The 15,111-nt window shown below is 67.2% G+C and carries 15 protein-coding genes; 9 read left to right on the top strand and 6 right to left on the bottom strand.

All coding sequences use genetic code 11. The features are described from left to right. Window position 1: 1 nt before the first annotated feature. On the bottom strand, window positions 2–1,522 hold the full coding sequence (locus ACN6O8_RS15705; protein ID WP_427991962.1) for a PHA/PHB synthase family protein: 1,521 nt from the start codon (window positions 1,520–1,522) through the stop codon (window positions 2–4). 229 nt (window positions 1,523–1,751) lie between these two features. Between ACN6O8_RS15705 and ACN6O8_RS15700 the strand changes: the two genes are divergently transcribed. Together ACN6O8_RS15700 and ACN6O8_RS15695 are read left to right on the top strand one after the other, a co-directional pair. Continuing rightward, on the top strand, window positions 1,752–2,354 hold the full coding sequence (locus tag ACN6O8_RS15700) for a TetR/AcrR family transcriptional regulator (RefSeq protein WP_427991961.1): 603 nt from the start codon (window positions 1,752–1,754) through the stop codon (window positions 2,352–2,354). A 119-nt stretch (window positions 2,355–2,473) separates the two neighbouring features. Next, window positions 2,474–4,051, top strand: coding sequence for an EAL domain-containing protein (locus tag ACN6O8_RS15695; RefSeq protein ID WP_427991960.1), 1,578 nt, complete (start codon window positions 2,474–2,476; stop codon window positions 4,049–4,051). Here ACN6O8_RS15695 and ACN6O8_RS15690 read toward each other — a convergent pair. Beyond that, window positions 4,046–4,243: a hypothetical protein gene (locus tag ACN6O8_RS15690; RefSeq protein WP_427991959.1), complete on the bottom strand. Its 198-nt coding sequence runs from the start codon at window positions 4,241–4,243 to the stop codon at window positions 4,046–4,048. The genes ACN6O8_RS15695 and ACN6O8_RS15690 overlap by 6 nt on opposite strands. A gap of 98 nt (window positions 4,244–4,341) precedes the next feature. On the opposite strand from ACN6O8_RS15690, the gene ACN6O8_RS15685 reads away from it, so the two are divergent. The 3 genes from ACN6O8_RS15685 to ACN6O8_RS15675 all read left to right on the top strand — a co-directional run bounded on the left by ACN6O8_RS15685 (window position 4,342) and on the right by ACN6O8_RS15675 (window position 5,680). After that, window positions 4,342–4,977, top strand: coding sequence for a hypothetical protein (locus tag ACN6O8_RS15685; RefSeq protein ID WP_427991958.1), 636 nt, complete (start codon window positions 4,342–4,344; stop codon window positions 4,975–4,977). Continuing rightward, on the top strand, window positions 4,977–5,210 hold the full coding sequence (locus ACN6O8_RS15680; RefSeq protein WP_427991957.1) for a helix-turn-helix domain-containing protein: 234 nt from the start codon (window positions 4,977–4,979) through the stop codon (window positions 5,208–5,210). The genes ACN6O8_RS15685 and ACN6O8_RS15680 overlap by 1 nt, the downstream gene beginning before the upstream one ends. An 89-nt stretch (window positions 5,211–5,299) precedes the next feature. Next, a complete protein-coding gene (locus ACN6O8_RS15675) occupies window positions 5,300–5,680 on the top strand; it encodes a DUF4156 domain-containing protein (protein WP_427991956.1) in 381 nt (126 codons plus the stop codon). 47 nt (window positions 5,681–5,727) lie between these two features. On the opposite strand, the gene kch is transcribed toward ACN6O8_RS15675, so the two are convergent. Beyond that, complete coding sequence (gene kch / locus ACN6O8_RS15670; RefSeq protein ID WP_427991955.1) at window positions 5,728–6,939, bottom strand: voltage-gated potassium channel protein; 1,212 nt, start codon at window positions 6,937–6,939, stop codon at window positions 5,728–5,730. A 449-nt stretch (window positions 6,940–7,388) separates the two neighbouring features. Further along, window positions 7,389–8,207, bottom strand: coding sequence for a response regulator transcription factor (locus ACN6O8_RS15665; RefSeq protein ID WP_427991954.1), 819 nt, complete (start codon window positions 8,205–8,207; stop codon window positions 7,389–7,391). A 681-nt stretch (window positions 8,208–8,888) separates the two neighbouring features. Here ACN6O8_RS15665 and ACN6O8_RS15660 point away from each other — a divergent pair. After that, window positions 8,889–9,284, top strand: coding sequence for a helix-turn-helix domain-containing protein (locus tag ACN6O8_RS15660; RefSeq protein ID WP_427991953.1), 396 nt, complete (start codon window positions 8,889–8,891; stop codon window positions 9,282–9,284). On the opposite strand, the gene ACN6O8_RS15655 is transcribed toward ACN6O8_RS15660, so the two are convergent. Next, entirely contained in the window at window positions 9,265–10,419 is a 1,155-nt protein-coding gene (locus ACN6O8_RS15655) for an acyltransferase family protein (RefSeq protein ID WP_427991952.1), read from the bottom strand. The two genes, ACN6O8_RS15660 and ACN6O8_RS15655, sit on opposite strands and share 20 nt — an antisense overlap. 275 nt (window positions 10,420–10,694) lie before the next feature. Between ACN6O8_RS15655 and ACN6O8_RS15650 the strand changes: the two genes are divergently transcribed. The 3 genes from ACN6O8_RS15650 to ACN6O8_RS15640 all read left to right on the top strand — a co-directional run bounded on the left by ACN6O8_RS15650 (window position 10,695) and on the right by ACN6O8_RS15640 (window position 12,980). After that, complete coding sequence (locus ACN6O8_RS15650) at window positions 10,695–11,228, top strand: META domain-containing protein (RefSeq protein WP_427991951.1); 534 nt, start codon at window positions 10,695–10,697, stop codon at window positions 11,226–11,228. Between the two features lie 121 nt (window positions 11,229–11,349). Beyond that, window positions 11,350–12,144 (top strand): META and DUF4377 domain-containing protein, encoded by a 795-nt coding sequence (locus tag ACN6O8_RS15645; RefSeq protein ID WP_427991950.1) that lies wholly within the window; start codon window positions 11,350–11,352, stop codon window positions 12,142–12,144. Between the two features lie 98 nt (window positions 12,145–12,242). Next, window positions 12,243–12,980 carry a sulfurtransferase gene (locus ACN6O8_RS15640; protein ID WP_427991949.1) on the top strand — a complete coding sequence of 246 codons (738 nt, stop codon included), beginning with the start codon at window positions 12,243–12,245 and terminating at the stop codon, window positions 12,978–12,980. Window positions 12,981–13,056: 76 nt separating this feature from the next. Here the strand turns inward: ACN6O8_RS15640 and metG are convergent. Further along, window positions 13,057–15,111, bottom strand: a 2,055-nt coding sequence (metG, locus tag ACN6O8_RS15635; RefSeq protein WP_427991948.1) for a methionine--tRNA ligase, incomplete at its 5' end; no start/stop codon positions are given.

Below are 15,111 nucleotides of genomic sequence, written 5' to 3'. Positions count from 1 at the left end.
CTCATTTCTCCATCACGTAAGTGCCCGGCGCATCGCCCAGCACGGGATAGCCCTTGCGCGCGGCGCCCAAGGGGGGCGGGCGGCGCGGCGCGCCGGATCGCGCGTCCAGCCAGGCGCGCCAGTGGGGCCACCAGGAGCCTTCGTGCGTCGCCGCCGCCGCCAGCCAGGCGTCCGGTGCCAGCGCCGGTTCCCCCGCCGCGCGCGTCAGGCTGCGAAAGTGCCGCCGCGGATGGCCCGGCTCGCTGACGATGCCGGCGTTGTGGCCGCCGCTGGTCAGCACGAACGTCAGCGGCGCCGGCGACAGGCCGTGCAGCTTGTAGACCGAGCGCCACGGCGCGACGTGGTCGGTTTCGGTGCCAACGCAGAAAGTCGGCAGGCGCAGGTCCGCCAACCGCACGGGCTTGCCGTCCACGGTGAAGCGGCCGGCGGCCAGGTCGTTGTCCAGGTACAGGTGGCGCAAGTACTGGCCGTGCATGCGCGCCGGCATGCGGGTGGCATCGGCGTTCCAGGCTTGCAGATCGTTCATGGGACGGCGCTGGCCCAACAGGTATTCGGCGGTCATGCGCGACCACACCAGTTGCTGTGCGCGCAGCAACTGGAACGCGCCGCTCATTTGCCGCGCCGGGAAGTAGCCCAGCGCCGCCATCTCGGTTTCCATCAGCGCGACCTGGTATGCATCGATGAACAGGCCCAGCTCGCCCGGTTCGCTGAAGTCGGTCTGCGCCGCCAGCAGGCTCAGGCTGGCCAGGCGCCGGTCGCCGTCGCGCGCCATGGCGCTGGCGGCCATCGTCAGCAGCGTGCCGCCCAGGCAGTAGCCGACCGCGTGCACCGCGGCGCCGGGCACGATTGCCGCGATCGCGTCCAACGGTTCGCGCACGCCCAGGCGCAGGTAGTCCTCCAGGCCCAGCTCGCGATCGGCGGCCGTGGGGTTCTTCCACGACACGCAGAACACTGTGTAGCCCTGGCCGACCAGATAGGCGATCAGCGAGTTGTGGGGCGACAGATCCAGCACGTAGTACTTCATGATCCAGGCCGGCACGATGAAGATCGGCTCGGGCCTTACCCGGTCGGTCGTGGGCCGGTACTGGAGCAATTCCCCCAATCGGTTGCGCAGCACCACCTTGCCGGGCGTGGCCGCGACCTCATGGCCGGGGCGGAAGCGCTCGGCCCCGGCCGCAGGCAGCCCGGCCCACTGGCGCAGGCCGTCCTCCCAGGCGTTATACGCGCCGCGCAGCAGGTTGGCGCCGCCTTCCCGCGCGGTCTGGCGCCACACCACGGGATTGGTATACGGATTGTTGTCGGGCGCCAGCAGTTCCAGCCACTGGCGCGCGGCGAAGGCCGCCAGCGCGCGCTGGTGCGGGTCGGCCAGGGGCAGGGCGCGGGCAAACGCGTCCCAGCCCAGTTGTGCCTGCGTGAAGCCCTGGCGCCAGAGCGCAAAGGGCCACTGCCGCCAGGCGTCGTCATCGAACCGGCCTGCGTGCGCCGCATTCTGCTGGGGGGCTGACAGGGGCGTGATCGGCATGATGGCTCCGGGGCGCACGGGCGGCGAGATTGCCGCGCATGGGGGACGGATCGTCGCGCAACCGGGCTTGTGGCCTGATGCAGGACAAATCCGACTTTGTAGCCATTTTGCCGTCGCCCTCCTGATCAATCCTTGATCGGGATCAAGTTAGCGACTGACTGGTCGGTTTTTAATGGCGTTGTTGGCCGGCGCCGTGAGCGCGCGCCAACTTGCACAGGGAGCAGTGGTGATGAGCACGCAACGTCTGCGTCTCCCTCCAACCGTGCGCGCCGGGCAGATCCTCGACGCCGCGTTGCAGGAGTTCTCGGTCGCCGGCTATGCCGGCGCCCGCATGGATGACATCGCCTTGCGCGCCGGGTTGTCCAAGGGCGGCCTGTACGCGCATTTCGCCAGCAAGGAAGAGGTCTTCGAAGCGCTGTTGGCGCGCTACCTCTGCCCGCCGCGGCTCGATGCCCGCGCCCTGGTCGAAGGCGCGGCCACTCCCCGCCACCTGGCCGAGCGTCTCGTCAATCACCTTTATGCCAGCCTCGCCAATCCCGCCATGATCACCGCCATGCGCCTGCTGCTGGCCGAAAGCCTGCGGGTGCCGCACCTGGCGCGACGCTGGCGCGAGCAGACCGCCGATGCGCACCAGGCCGACATCGCGCAGTTGCTGGAGCTGGCGCGCGCGCGCGGCCTGTGCGGCGATGGCGCGGCGCTGCGGCACCCCTGGCTGCTGCTGTCGCCGGTGGTTCACGCCATCTTCATGGCGATCTTGCTGGGCCCGGACGAACGCCTCAATCTGCCCGAGCGGCGCGAGGCGCACGTGGCGCTGATCTGTGCCTTGCTGTAGTGGCGTCGGTCGATCCTCCGGGCGCGGCTGCCGCCAAGGAACGCGCCGGCATGGATGCGCGGGGCCGCATCGCCCTGTATCCTTGCGTCACCCCCAACGACTGACGCTGCGAGGAAGATGTGCCCACCTCAGGAATGACGGTTCGCGTGCCGTCCTGGCGCTATTTCCCGGTGGCGCTGGCCTTGGTGCTGCCCGTGCTCGGCTGCATCGGCTGGAGCTGGCTGCACGCCTTGAGCACCGAACGCGCCGAGGCCGCCACGGCGGGGCGGATCGTGCGGCTGCAGACCGAACAGATCATGGCCGGCGCCATGGACATCCTGCCGCGCGTCACGGCCCTGTCCGGGCAATCCTGCCAGGCGGCGCGCCCCGACCTGTACCGCTGGGGCACGCTCAATCCCTATTTCCGCTCGCTGCTGCTGGTCAAGCGCGAGCACATCTATTGCTCGTCGGCCCTGGGCGAGGTGGATTACGACACCGGTGCATTCCACCGCTGGCCGGCCGACACGCCGCCGACGCAATGGTTTGTCAGCGTGTCCGGCACACCCCAGGCGCCCGAGCGGCCGGCCCTGCTGCTGGGCATGGCGGGCGAGCAGGGCCGTGGCGGCGTGGTGGTGGTCGACGGCCGCTATGTGCAGGATCTGCTCAACGCGGTGTCCTCGCTCGGATCCTATCAGCTTGAGGTGACGCTGGGCCGGGGCGCGCCCATCCGCAACGATGGCTGGAACGCGGCGCTCTCCGAGCGCCTGTTCGAATCGGCCGAGCCGGTCGCCGGCCGCGGCGACCTGGTTGTCAGGGTGATGGCGCCGCCCGAGATCGTGGTGCGCGCCTGGCAGCAATTGCTGATGGCCTATCTGCCCGTGGCGCTGCTGTGTGGCGCATTGCTGGCCTTTGGCGCCTACCGGCTGCAGGTGAACCGGCAATCGTTCAAGGAACAACTGCGCCGCGCCATGCTGGCCGACGAATTCCACGTCGAATACCAGCCGGTGTACGGCAAGGCCACCGGACGCTGCGAAGGCGTCGAGGCGCTGATGCGCTGGCACCGTCCCGGCGTGGGGCCGGTGCGGCCCGACATCTTCATCGCGGCGGCCGAGGCCGAGAACATGATCGTGCCGCTGACGCAGCATCTGCTCAAGCTGATCCGGCGCGACATGCAGGGCTGGGACACACCGCCGGATTTCCATATCGCCGTGAACGTGGCGCCCGAGCATCTGTCGTGCGCGACGCTGGTGGCCGATGTGCAGGCGTTCCGCGCCGCCATCCGGCCGTCATTGATGGTGCTGGAAATCACCGAGCGCAGCCTTATCGCCGATAACGGCCAGGCCCGTCGCAACATCGACGCGCTGCGAGCCGAAGGCGTCTTCGTGGCCATCGACGATTTCGGCACGGGCCATTGCTCGCTGTCGTACCTGCAGAAATTCCCGGTCGATTACCTGAAGATCGACAAGGGCTTTGTGCACGCCATCCAGCCCACCGGGGAAGAGGCGCCGGTGCTGGACGTGATCATCACCCTGGCGCATCGCCTGGGCCTGGCCGTGGTGGCCGAGGGTGTTGAAACGCCCGAACAGTTCAACTACCTGACGCAGCGCGGCGTGCCGTTCATCCAGGGTTACCTGTTTGCCCGGCCCATGCCGTCGGCCGATTTCGTGCGGTGGTATGCCGAGAAAGCGGCGCAGCCGCCGGTGCCCGCGGCGTCATAGCGCGCGCAGCGGCAGGTTCAATAACGAAAAGCGGTTTCCCAGCGACCACAGAACGCCGCCGCGCCCACCTTGCGCGAAGGCCGCGCCGCGGCACGGCCGTTCGCCCGGGTCGGCCGCGCGGCCGCATGGGGCTGAAAACACGAAGTACAGCAGCACGGCAAGCAGCGATGCCACCGCCAGGGAGACCCGCATGGTTTTCCTTTTTCGGGATAAAAACTTATTGTTAAACGATAATTTATTGCTACACTACAGCAACTTCGTCACCCCAGCAATGTCATCCGGAGACCGCCATGACAGCCGCGCCGACCGCTTCATCCACCCAGCAGACCTTGCCACCCGCCAGCGGCGCGCGCCGCCTGGCCCGCATTCGTGGGCTGTCGCGCTGGATGCGTGGCCTGCTGATCGTGGCTGCGGTGATCCTGGTCGCGGCACTGATCGGCATGTGGTTCTTCACCCCCGAGGCCGTGCTGGCCCGCGGCCTGTATTCCTTTCTCGGCGTCACGGCGCCGGCCTATGCGGAACCGGCCGCGCCCGTCACCTTGCCGCGCCTGAACCTGGGGCCCGCGTACCGGGTGCTGGGCTTTGCCTTGTTCGGGGTATTGGCGGCCTTGGCGTTGCGCGCCATTGCTCATGCCCATGCGATGTTTTGCGACTTCAGCCGCGGTGATGTGCTGACCGTGGCCACGGCCCGGCGGCTGCGCGGCATTGCCTTGCTGGTCACGGTGTTCAGCGTCGCGGTGCCGGCCTTGAAAACCGTATTGATGTTGGCGCTGACGCTGGCCAATGGGCCGGGCGGGCGCTATTTGATGGTCGGCATCGACATCAGCGACATCCTGCTCGGCTTGCTTGGCGGGCTGCTTTTCACCCTGGCCTGGGCCATGGAAGAGGCGGCCCAGGTCGCGGAAGAGAACCGGGGATTCATCTGATGGCGATCATCGTACGGCTGGATGTGATGCTGGCGCAGCGCAAGATGAAGGCGCGCCAACTGGCCCAGGAGATCGGCATTACCGAGCCGAACCTGTCGCTGCTCAAATCGGGCAAGGTCAAGGGCATGCGCTTCGATACGCTGGAGCGCATCTGCGAAGTGCTGCAATGCCAGCCTGGTGACCTGCTCGAATATCAACCCGGTCCGGCGCCCGGCGACGCAACCGCCGACTGACGCCGCCTCCGCTTTGCCGTTTTCCGCCGCGCGCCCGGTCCGAGGCCGGGCGCCGGGTTCCCACGTCCTTTCGATGGATGCCTGCTGTCATGCAAACCCTGTTCGCGCTGTCCCGCGATACGCTGCGTATCGCTTCCCTCATGGCCTGCGCCGCCACGCTGGCGGCCTGCGCACCTACCGCGCTGGCGCCCGGCGCCGCCGCGAGCGTGCGCATCACCCACAACGAACCTGGCAAGGAATGCGTCTTCCTGGGCGATGTCACCGGCAGTCAGGGCAATTTCCTGGCGGGGGCGATCACCGCCAACGCCGACCTGGAGACCGGCGCGCGCAATGACTTGAAGAACCGCGCCGCGGCCATGGGGGGAAACGTGGTGTATCTGTTGACGCAACGCGCCGGGCAGACCGGCGGCAAGGATCACCTGGAACAGACCAACGTCACGCTGTCGGGCAACGTCTATCGCTGTGGCTGACGGCGCCGCGCAATCGGCGCGGCCACGCGGGCCGCGCCGGCCGCGCGTCAGCCGGCCTTGGCCTGCGGCGTGGCCTTGGCGAAGAACAGATCGGTGATCGATTGGCTGTCCAGCGGTTCGCCGTTGATGGTGCGCGCCAGCAATTCGGCCCCCAGCAATTGCACCGAGAACACCAGGTCGGGCTGCACCCGGCGGATCTTTTCCAGGTGCTTGCTGGTGTTGACCAGGGCCACGGTCTTGGCGCCCTGTTCGCCGGTGGCCTCCTTGACGGCCAGCACGATGAAGGCGTTCTCGGCGTCGTCCTCGCGCAGCGCCAGCACGTAGCGCGCGCGGGCCACGCCGGCGCTGCACAGCACCTCGACGCTGGACGGATCGCCTTCGATCAGATCGGTGGCGGCCGGGTATTCCTGCGGCACGCCGGCCGGCACGATGACCGTGACCTCATCGCCCCGGCGGCGCAGGCCGTCGTAGACGCTCAGGGCCAGGGGCGTGGCGCCAGCGATGATGATGTGGTTTTTTCTCATGGCGTTGGAAAACCGGCCCTTGACCAGCCGCTTCAGGTTGCCGCCGATCACCGGGCCGGCGATCGCGCTGATGGAGGTGGCGAAGACGGTGATGCCGAGAATGATAATCGACGCCGTGAACAGCCGCGCCGCGTTGCTGTGTGGTGTGATGTCGCCATAACCCACTGTCGACATCGAGACGATGGAAAAATACAGCGCGGTCGCCGCATCCTTGATCGGCGGGTTGAATTCCTCGCCCAGATACAGTGTGCCGAACACCGCGTAGATCAGCAGCGACACCATGCTGACCAGGGCGAACAGCGAGCCCGCGGTGACGCTGGCGCGGTCGAAGCGGCGCCAATAGGCGATCAGCGCGACCACCAGCACCAGCGTGTAGATGCCCAGGCCGGCGCGGCCGCTGTCGCCCAGGATGGCGAAGGTGCCGATGCCGATCAGCAGCACCAGCGAAAAAGCCCAGGCGATGCGCGCCTTCAGAATCAGACCGAGCGCGATGATCTGCAGGCCCACGCCCAGCACCAGCCGCGGAATCTCCAGCAGGCCCACCACCTGCATCACGTCATGCCAGTTGTCCAGCGCCAGCCAGAACGAATACTCGCGCGCGCGCACTTCGCGCAGCACCGGGTGCATGAAGGCATACCCGTCCAGCGCCACCAGGATGGCAAGGCACCAGTTGGGTGGAATGAGGGCAAGCACTCGGCGTGCGCGGTGCGCGAAGCCGGTCAGGGGATTGGGCATGGCGGGGGGGCATCCTTTGCCAGCATTCTATAGGCGCGCGCGCACGGCTTGCTATACCTAGCGCGCATGGCTTGCTATATCCAATATGTATAGAAGGCTATCAACAAAGAATTACTTGAATTGCGGCCGACGCCCTAAACTGCCTTCATCACGCGGCTATCCGAGAGGAACGCCGCTGATACGGGCGATAAGCCCGCCAGCTGCCAGGGCGGACGAAATCCCCGGGCGTTATCACGCTGCAGCTTGGACGGGGACTAGAGACCCCGGCCGGGCTCACGGCCAGTCCGTGCGTGAGTAGTATGAGGCACGAATGTTGGAATCGCGTGATCTAGGTAGAAGGCATCAGTGCCGGCTGATGACTCCAGGCTCACGTGTTGTTTTAGCGCGGCGTCTTACCTTCGGGGCAGCGCCGCGTTTTTTTCGCCTCGCGCCGGCCGTCCCGTAGCGTATCAATAAGATGGCGCGTTCGCATCCACCGCGTCGCGGCGCCACGCCTCCCGTCCTTCCTGACGACCCTCCTCGCCTGTCTCCCGCGGATCCAGCTCCAGCGCGATATCCGCCGCGAACATATAGCCCCAGCCATGCACCGCGCGGATCGGCAGCGTCATGTGGTGGGCGGCCGCCTTGCGCCGCAGGCGGCTGATCATCACGTCGACGAAGCGGCGCCGCGTAATCGCCCCGTCGGCATCCTCGGCGCCGTCCGGATGGAAGGCATCGCGGCTGATCTTGCGGTCGGGGGCCTTGACCAGCCGTGTCAGGAAATCACGTTCGCCGGTCGTCAGTCCCAGGCTGTGGCCCGCGGGACTGACCAGCGTCCAGCCCTTGTTGGCCAGCCGCCAGGTTTCCTGCAGCGGTTCCTCGGGCGCCGGCTCGGCCGCCGGGTCGGACAGATCCAGGCCGACGGCGCGCCGCACCAGGGCCTGCAGCACCGCCGCCAGTTCCAGTCCCGTCACTTCCGGGGGCAGGCAGGCGTCGGCGCCACAGAGCAGCGTGCGGATGCGGTTTTCCTCGGCGCCGAACGGCGCGATGGCGACGATGCCCAGACTGCGGTCAATGGCGCGCAGGCGCACGGCGGCGTTGTGGATATCCTGCAGGGGCGCTTCCAGGATGATCAATGGGCTCGGTCGGCGCGAATAGCGGTCATAGACGTCGGCGAGGTCATGGCAGCGCCGCACACTGAAGCCCAGATGGGACAAGGCCTCGACCAGCCGGGCGTGGCGGGCGTCGTCGTGGCCGAGAAAGATGACATCGAGCGTGTTGTTGTTCATGGATGCCCGCCTGCGCCTGCGACCGCGTGATTCCTGCGTGTCATGCCCTCTCCCTCTGCTGCGCCATGATGTGGCGGCATCTGGCGGTGTTGTGTGGTGGCGGGCGAAGGTCTGAACAATGGATCTGCGTCTGGGCCGCGGTCGAGGCCGCGATCGGGGTCTGGGACGGCGCCTGGTTCGGGCGTGTCACGCCCTGGCCGCCGATGATCCGATTCCGCATGGAAGTCACGCCCGTGTTTCATTTAAACACGGGCGTGTTTTTTTGTGAAGATACGTTTCTGTAGTTTCTTCTGGTAACAGCGATGCGGACGCCCATCGCGGCGAAACGCTTGCGCCGCGTTTGTTTGTGCCTTTACGACAATAAAATATTAAGTATTACCGATACATTATTTTCTATTCTGTCGTTGGAAAACACATAAACTCGGCCGGCTTCAACCATTCCGGCCGGCGCGGCGGCACCGCCGGGCGGCCCGGCAAGGCATCGCGGGCACGGGCGCAAACCGATGATAGCAATGGTTTTTTTTGCGATGCCGCGCAGGCCGTCGCGGTGATGTGGTGGTGCCGCCGGGCGCGGGTCGCGGGGCCGCCCGCGATTTACGGATTAACCACGGAATTGGGGTGTAATCCGTTTATTTGCCGGCCGTATTGAGATGTTTTAATCAAATAAATAAATTCATATTAATGTCTCAGGTTGATCGATTGGACACGTTTAGCCATCGTCTGCGCAATGCAAGAATGCTTCAGGGATGGACACAGAAGGATCTGGCAGTCGCGAGCAACCTGTCGCAAAGCGCCATCGGTAACTATGAAAGCGGCCAGCGCCTGCAACCCTCCAGCGACGCGCTCATCAAGCTGACCCGCGCGCTGCGGGTCAATCCCATGTGGCTCAGCACCGGCGAAGGCCCGATGCTCAATCCCGCTCCTGCCGAACCCGTCGTCAGCGCGGGCTGCTGCGCCGCTGCGCCACCTTGGCCATTTGAGACAGTGTCCTACGCCACCTATGCGCGCCTGAGCCAGCAGGAAAAACGCCAGATCGAGCAGGTGCTGGCGGCCTATATCAAGGCACGCGGCGAATAGTCGAAGGCGCGCGGCGCATCGTTCCCACCGCGCCGCCGCTGGCGCGCGCCTGCGGCCGGGGCGCGGTGGCGCCTGGCGGGGCGCGGCGCAGGCGCCGGCGCAGCCGCTCCACGGGATCGGCGATCCACGTATTCAACAGCGCCGCGAAACCGATACAGCCGGCCACCACCAGCGCGGTGAACATCGCCGGCTGGTGCATCCGTGTGCCATCGAGCAGCCAATCGAAGAACAGGATCACCAGCGCGTGACAGATGTAGATCGGGTAGCTCAGTTCCCCGACTACTTTGTCCAGGCGGTGGCGCGACTGGAACAGGAAGGCTAGTGGCAGCAGCGCGGCGAACAGCAGCACCGCCAGGCCGTCGCGCACGGTGTGCGGCAGGGCGATCGAAAAATGCGCCAGCATATAGAGCAGCAGCAGTCCCGTGCCCACCTCGGGCAGGCGCGGCGCGCGGGCCATCCAGGCCTGCCAGCGCGGCAGCAGCACCTGGTGCGACAGCGAACCGGCCAGGAACAGCGCCAGCTCGGTCGGAAAGAAGCGGTAGGTCCAGGGATCACTCACGCCCAGGCCGCTGGCGACCAGCGCCACCCGCAGCGCCAGCGACGCCAACAGCAGAACCAGCAGGCGCCGCGGCGAATGCAGCACGAAGGGCGCGATCAGATAGAAGCTCAGTTCGACTCCCAGCGTCCAGGCCTGCGGCACCAGCAGGCCCTGATACAAGGGCACGTCGCTATGCGCGAAGCTGCCGGTGAACGCCAGCGCGCCGTGCTCGATGCCGAAGAACATGAGCCAGTCCTGTCCCAGGATCACCAGATTCGACAGCGCCAGGAACACGCTCGCGGCCAGCGGCAGGCCGTCGTAGACCCGCCAGAATGCGGCGCCGCCGTTGCCGGCATAGGCCAGCAGGGTCAGCGCGGCCACCGCCAGGTAGACCGGGTACAGGCGCAGCGCGCGGTTGGCATAGAACCGGCCCGGCGCGCCGCGGTAGTGGTCGGTGGCGGTCAACACATACGAAATCAGGAAGCCCGAGATCACGTAGAAGAGCTGCACGGCGAGGCGTCCGCCCACCAGCCAGTCGGTGGTGCCGCCGCCCAGGTGATCGAGCACGACGGACAGTGCCAGCAAGGTTCTCAGCATGCCCATCGCCGCGTCTCCGGAAATAGTTGTTGTCGTCCCCCCCCGCCCGTCGCCGGCCAGGCGCGAAGCGTCATCCGATTCTGCGCGTCGTGGCGGCCGGCCGCCATGCGGCAAACGATGCACCCCGTCGGACGCGCGGCGTAACGCGCGCGGCGGCGTTGTGCGGCTTTGGGATTCGGCTGTCGGGAGGAGGCACGCGACGCTTGAGCCGGCACGCGACGTGCCGGCCCCATGGCGGTTACAGTCGAGGTTGTGTCTTTTCAGGAGTGCTGTCCATGATTAACTTCCTGTTGTCTTCGCCTTGCCGCCTGGTCGGCGCCGGGCTGCTGGCCATGGCGCTGGCCGGCTGTGCCGGCTCGACCGGCGGCGCGCGCGCCCAGGGCGCGGCCGCCGCCAACGCGGCCAGCAGCGCGGATTCGCTGGCCCAGACCAGTTGGGAACTGGTGCGCTGGACCCAGCCCGGCGGCGCCCTGCGCGACATTCCGCATGGCGACAATGGCGAGCCGATCCGCCTGACCTTCCTGGCACAGGGCAAGCAATACCGCGCCGAAGGCTTTTCGGGCTGCAATCGGTACCTGGGCAGCTACAAGCTGCAGAGCGGCAAGCTGTCGATCGACGCGCCCGCCGCCACCCGCATGGCCTGCGTGCCCGCGGCGCGCGCCGCACTCGAGAACGACTACCTGCGCGGCCTGGGCGCGATTGAAACCTTCACGCTGGACAGCGGCGGCGCGCCGCGCCACCTGACCTTCAACCTGCGCGGCGGCGACGTGCTCGAATTCGAACGGCGCCAGGATCCCCCGACACCCTGACGCGAAGCCTGCCCGGGCTGGCCGCCCGCGCCCGAGCCCCGGCCGCCCCTACAATGGGCGCTGCCCGTCGCCACCGCAAGCGTGCGGTGGCGCGGTTCCTGGTTTCTTGCGGGAGATTTCCATGCCCTTGTCCCCTTCCTGGCGCTGGATCGCGCCCTGCGCGCTCGGCCTGATGCTGGCGGCCTGCGCCGCGCCGCCGCGCACTGCCGACGGACGCGACCCACGCTTTCAGCCGGCGGCCGCCTCGGACGTGCTGGCCCAGACGAATTGGGATCTCGCGCGCTGGACCCGCCCGGGCGGCGCGTTGCGCGAGATTCCGCATCCTTCGTCCCATTCGGTGCCATTGACCATCGGCTTCCTGCATGACCAGGGCGCCACGCGCGCGACCGGCTTTGCCGGCTGCAACACCTACAGCGCGCCCTATACCGTGGCCAACGGCCAATTGATCATCCAGTCCGACCCGGTGGCGACGATGAAGGCCTGCGCGCCAGTGAACATGGCGCTCGAAAGGGACTTCCTGGCCGCGATGACGCGCATCACCGCCACCTCGTTCGACAACAGCAACAACCCGCAGCGCATGACGTGGGCCCTGAGCAACGGCGACACGCTGGATTTCGGCCGCCGCCTCGATCCCGTCGCCGGCGGCCAGGTGGGCGCGACCAAGCTGGTCTACGTCAACGCCGAACGCGTGCCGTGCAACGCTGGCGCCGGCCGTGCCATGTGCTACCAGGTGCGCGATACCCCGGCGCAGCCTTGGCAGCTCTGGTATGGCGACATCACCGGCTTCAATTTCCAGCCGGGCATCCGCTATCGCCTGCGCGTGGTCGAGGTCAGGGATCCGAATCCGCCGGCCGATGCCTCGGGCCTGCGCTGGGTGCTGGATACGGTGGTGGAACAGGAAATCGTGCGGCGCTGAGCCACGGGCGCGGCGGCCCGCGCCAGCTTCGCGCCGAGCAGCCGGCGCGGGGCTGCGATTACTATTACGGCCTTCGTCGTTTTTCGCCACGCTTTGCCATGTCTTCCGTCGTCAATATCGCCGCCTACAAATTCGTTTCGCTGGACGCGCTGCCCGAGTTGCGCGCGCGGCTGCTGGCCGAGGCCGGGGCGGCCGGGCTGAAAGGCACTATCCTGCTGGCCGAGGAAGGCATCAACCTGTTCCTGGCCGGCACGGCCGACGGCATCGACACGTTCCTGCGGCAGTTGCGTGGCGACGGCCGCTTTGCCGACCTGGAAGTCAAATTCAGCCACAGCGCGCAGGTGCCGTTCCGCAAGCTGCTGGTGAAGATCAAGCGCGAGATCATCCGCATGAACCATCCGGCGATCCGGCCCGAGGCCGGCCGCGCGCCGGGCGTGGACGCCAAGACGCTGGCGCGCTGGCTGGCTCAGGGCGCCGACGACAGCGGCCGCCCGGTGGTAATGCTGGACACCCGCAACGCCTTTGAAGTCGACGAAGGCACCTTCCGCGATGCGATCGACTGGCGCATCGACCGCTTCACGCAGTTTCCCGCCGCGGTGCAGGCGCATCGCGCCGAGCTGGCGGGCAAGACGGTGGTCAGCTTCTGCACCGGCGGCATCCGCTGCGAGAAGGCCGCGATCTACATGAACGAAGCCGGTATCGAGAACGTCTACCAGCTCGACGGCGGCATTCTCAAGTACTTCGAGGAAACCGGTGGGCCGGGGTTCGAAGGCAAGTGCTTCGTGTTCGACGAGCGCGTCTCGCTCGATCCGGCGCTGGCGCCTAGCAAGGACTGATCGCGTCCCGCGCGGATCGGCGCCGCATGAAAGCGCCCGCCGATCGGCGGGCGCTTTCACCGGGAGCGCTTGCTGCTCAGCGCACGCGCATGCCGGGTTTGGCGCCGGGGAACGGTTCCAGCACGTAGATGCCGGTGTCGACCGCCTCGTCGGCGTGGCTGGCGGCCAGCACCATGCCTTCCGAGACGCCGAATTTCATCTTGCGCGGCGCCAGGTTGGCGACCATGACGGTCAGCTTGCCGATCAGGTCTTCCGGTTTGTAGGCCGACTTGATGCCGGAGAACACGTTGCGGTGGCGGCCTTCGCCCACGTCCAGCGTCAGGCGCAGCAGCTTGGTCGAGCCTTCGACGTGTTCGCAGTTGACGATCTGCGCGATGCGCAGGTCGACGCGGGCGAAGTCGTCGATCGAGATGGTGTCGGCCAGCGGCTCGCCGCCGGGGATCACGGCGGGGGCGGCGGGCGGCTCGAACAGGTCTTCCAGCATCTGCGGCTCGACGCGCTGCATCAGGTGCTTGAACGGCGCCACGCGCCGCGGCAACACCGCGGCGTCGGCCCAGGTGAAGTCGGCGTCGGCCGCGAACAGTTCGCGGGCGACGCGCTCGGCCAGGGCCGGCAGCACCGGCGCCAGCATTACCGACAGGGCCTTGAAGCCGGCCAGCGAGCGCGAGCAGATGTCCTGCAGCGCGGCCTTCTGCGCGTCATCGGCGCTGGCGATGCCCTTGGCCAGCACCCACGGCTGCGCCGTGTCGAAGGCCTGGTTGATGCGGTCGGCGTAGGCCATGATTTCACGGATGGCGCGGTTGTACTCGCGCGCCTCGAAGGCGGCGCGGATCGACTCGGCCTGCGCGGCGTATTCGGCCGACAGCGCGGCGGTGTCGCCCGAGTAGGCCAGGGCGCCGTCGAAGTGCTTGGTGATGAAGCTGGCGGCGCGGCTGGCGATGTTGACGTACTTGCCGACCAGGTCGCTGTTGACGCGGGCGATGAAGTCCTCGGGGTTGAAGTCCATGTCCTCGACCCGGGCGTTCAGCTTGGCGGCGATGTAGTAGCGCAGCCACTCGGCGTTCATGCCGAGTTCCAGGTAGCGCAGCGGCGAGATGCCGGTGCCGCGGCTCTTGGACATCTTTTCACCGCTGACGGTGATGAAGCCGTGCACGTTGATCGCGTCCGGCGTCTTGCGGCCCGCGAACTTCAGCATGGCGGGCCAGAACAGCGCGTGGAAATAGACGATGTCCTTGCCGATGAAGTGCACCTGTTCGGTGCTGCCGGCCGGGTCGAGCAGGGCGTCGAAGTCCAGGCCGCGGACGGCGCAGTACGACTTGAGCGAGGCCAGGTAGCCCACCGGCGCGTCCAGCCAGACATAGAAATACTTGCCCGGCGCGTCCGGGATCTCGATGCCGAAATAGGGCGCGTCGCGCGAGATGTCCCAGTCGCCGAGCTTGGCTTGGCCGTCCTCGGCGCCCAGCCATTCGCGCGTCTTGGCCAGCATTTCCGGTTGCAGGTGCTTGCCGCCGTGCGCATTGCTGCCGGTGGTCCATTGCTGCAGGAATTCGACGCAGCGCGGGTCGGACAGCTTGAAGAAGAAGTGATCCGACGACTTCAGCACCGGCGTGGCGCCGGTCAGGGCCGAGTAGGGGTTGATCAGGTCGGTCGGGGCGTAGACCGCGCCGCAGACCTCGCAGGAGTCGCCGTATTGGTCCTTGGCGTGGCACTTGGGGCATTCGCCCTTGATGTAGCGGTCGGCCAGGAACATGCCCTTGACCGGGTCGTAGAACTGCTCGATGGAACGGGTCTCGATCAGGCCCTGGGCCTTGAGCGCGCGGTAGATGTCCTGCGACAGCGCGACGTTCTCGGGCGAGTCGGTGGTGTGCCAGTGGTCGAACCGGATGTGAAAGCCATTCAGGTACTGCGGACGTTCGGCGGCGTAGCGCGCCACCAGCGCCTGCGGCGTGATGCCCTCTTTCTCGGCCTTGAGCATGATCGGCGCGCCGTGCGCGTCGTCGGCACCCACGAAGTGCACCGTGTGGCCCGCCATTCGCATCGAACGAACCCAGATGTCGGCCTGGATGTACTCCATGATGTGGCCGATGTGGAAGGATCCGTTGGCGTAGGGCAGCGCAGTGGTGACAAAGAG

It is taken from the genome of Achromobacter sp., from assembly GCF_050285565.1.
In the GTDB taxonomy this organism is placed as follows: Bacteria; Pseudomonadota; Gammaproteobacteria; order Burkholderiales; family Burkholderiaceae_B; genus Achromobacter.
The sequence above is the reverse complement of the archived record's forward strand: the minus strand, read 5'-3'. Positions and strand labels throughout refer to the sequence as shown.

What these genes read in the sequence shown, in the direction of transcription:
- ACN6O8_RS15700 (WP_427991961.1), top strand. Translation starts at nt 1,752, where the DNA reads ATGAGCACGCAACGTCTGCGTCTCCCTCCAACCGTGCGCGCCGGGCAG.
- ACN6O8_RS15660 (WP_427991953.1), top strand. Translation starts at nt 8,889, where the DNA reads ATGTCTCAGGTTGATCGATTGGACACGTTTAGCCATCGTCTGCGCAAT.
- ACN6O8_RS15650 (WP_427991951.1), top strand. Translation starts at nt 10,695, where the DNA reads ATGATTAACTTCCTGTTGTCTTCGCCTTGCCGCCTGGTCGGCGCCGGG.
- kch (WP_427991955.1), bottom strand. Translation starts at nt 6,939, where the DNA reads ATGCCCAATCCCCTGACCGGCTTCGCGCACCGCGCACGCCGAGTGCTT.
- ACN6O8_RS15645 (WP_427991950.1), top strand. Translation starts at nt 11,350, where the DNA reads ATGCCCTTGTCCCCTTCCTGGCGCTGGATCGCGCCCTGCGCGCTCGGC.
- ACN6O8_RS15690 (WP_427991959.1), bottom strand. Translation starts at nt 4,243, where the DNA reads ATGCGGGTCTCCCTGGCGGTGGCATCGCTGCTTGCCGTGCTGCTGTAC.
- ACN6O8_RS15640 (WP_427991949.1), top strand. Translation starts at nt 12,243, where the DNA reads ATGTCTTCCGTCGTCAATATCGCCGCCTACAAATTCGTTTCGCTGGAC.
- ACN6O8_RS15655 (WP_427991952.1), bottom strand. Translation starts at nt 10,419, where the DNA reads ATGCTGAGAACCTTGCTGGCACTGTCCGTCGTGCTCGATCACCTGGGC.
- ACN6O8_RS15685 (WP_427991958.1), top strand. Translation starts at nt 4,342, where the DNA reads ATGACAGCCGCGCCGACCGCTTCATCCACCCAGCAGACCTTGCCACCC.
- ACN6O8_RS15680 (WP_427991957.1), top strand. Translation starts at nt 4,977, where the DNA reads ATGGCGATCATCGTACGGCTGGATGTGATGCTGGCGCAGCGCAAGATG.
- ACN6O8_RS15665 (WP_427991954.1), bottom strand. Translation starts at nt 8,207, where the DNA reads ATGAACAACAACACGCTCGATGTCATCTTTCTCGGCCACGACGACGCC.
- ACN6O8_RS15705 (WP_427991962.1), bottom strand. Translation starts at nt 1,522, where the DNA reads ATGCCGATCACGCCCCTGTCAGCCCCCCAGCAGAATGCGGCGCACGCA.
- ACN6O8_RS15675 (WP_427991956.1), top strand. Translation starts at nt 5,300, where the DNA reads ATGCAAACCCTGTTCGCGCTGTCCCGCGATACGCTGCGTATCGCTTCC.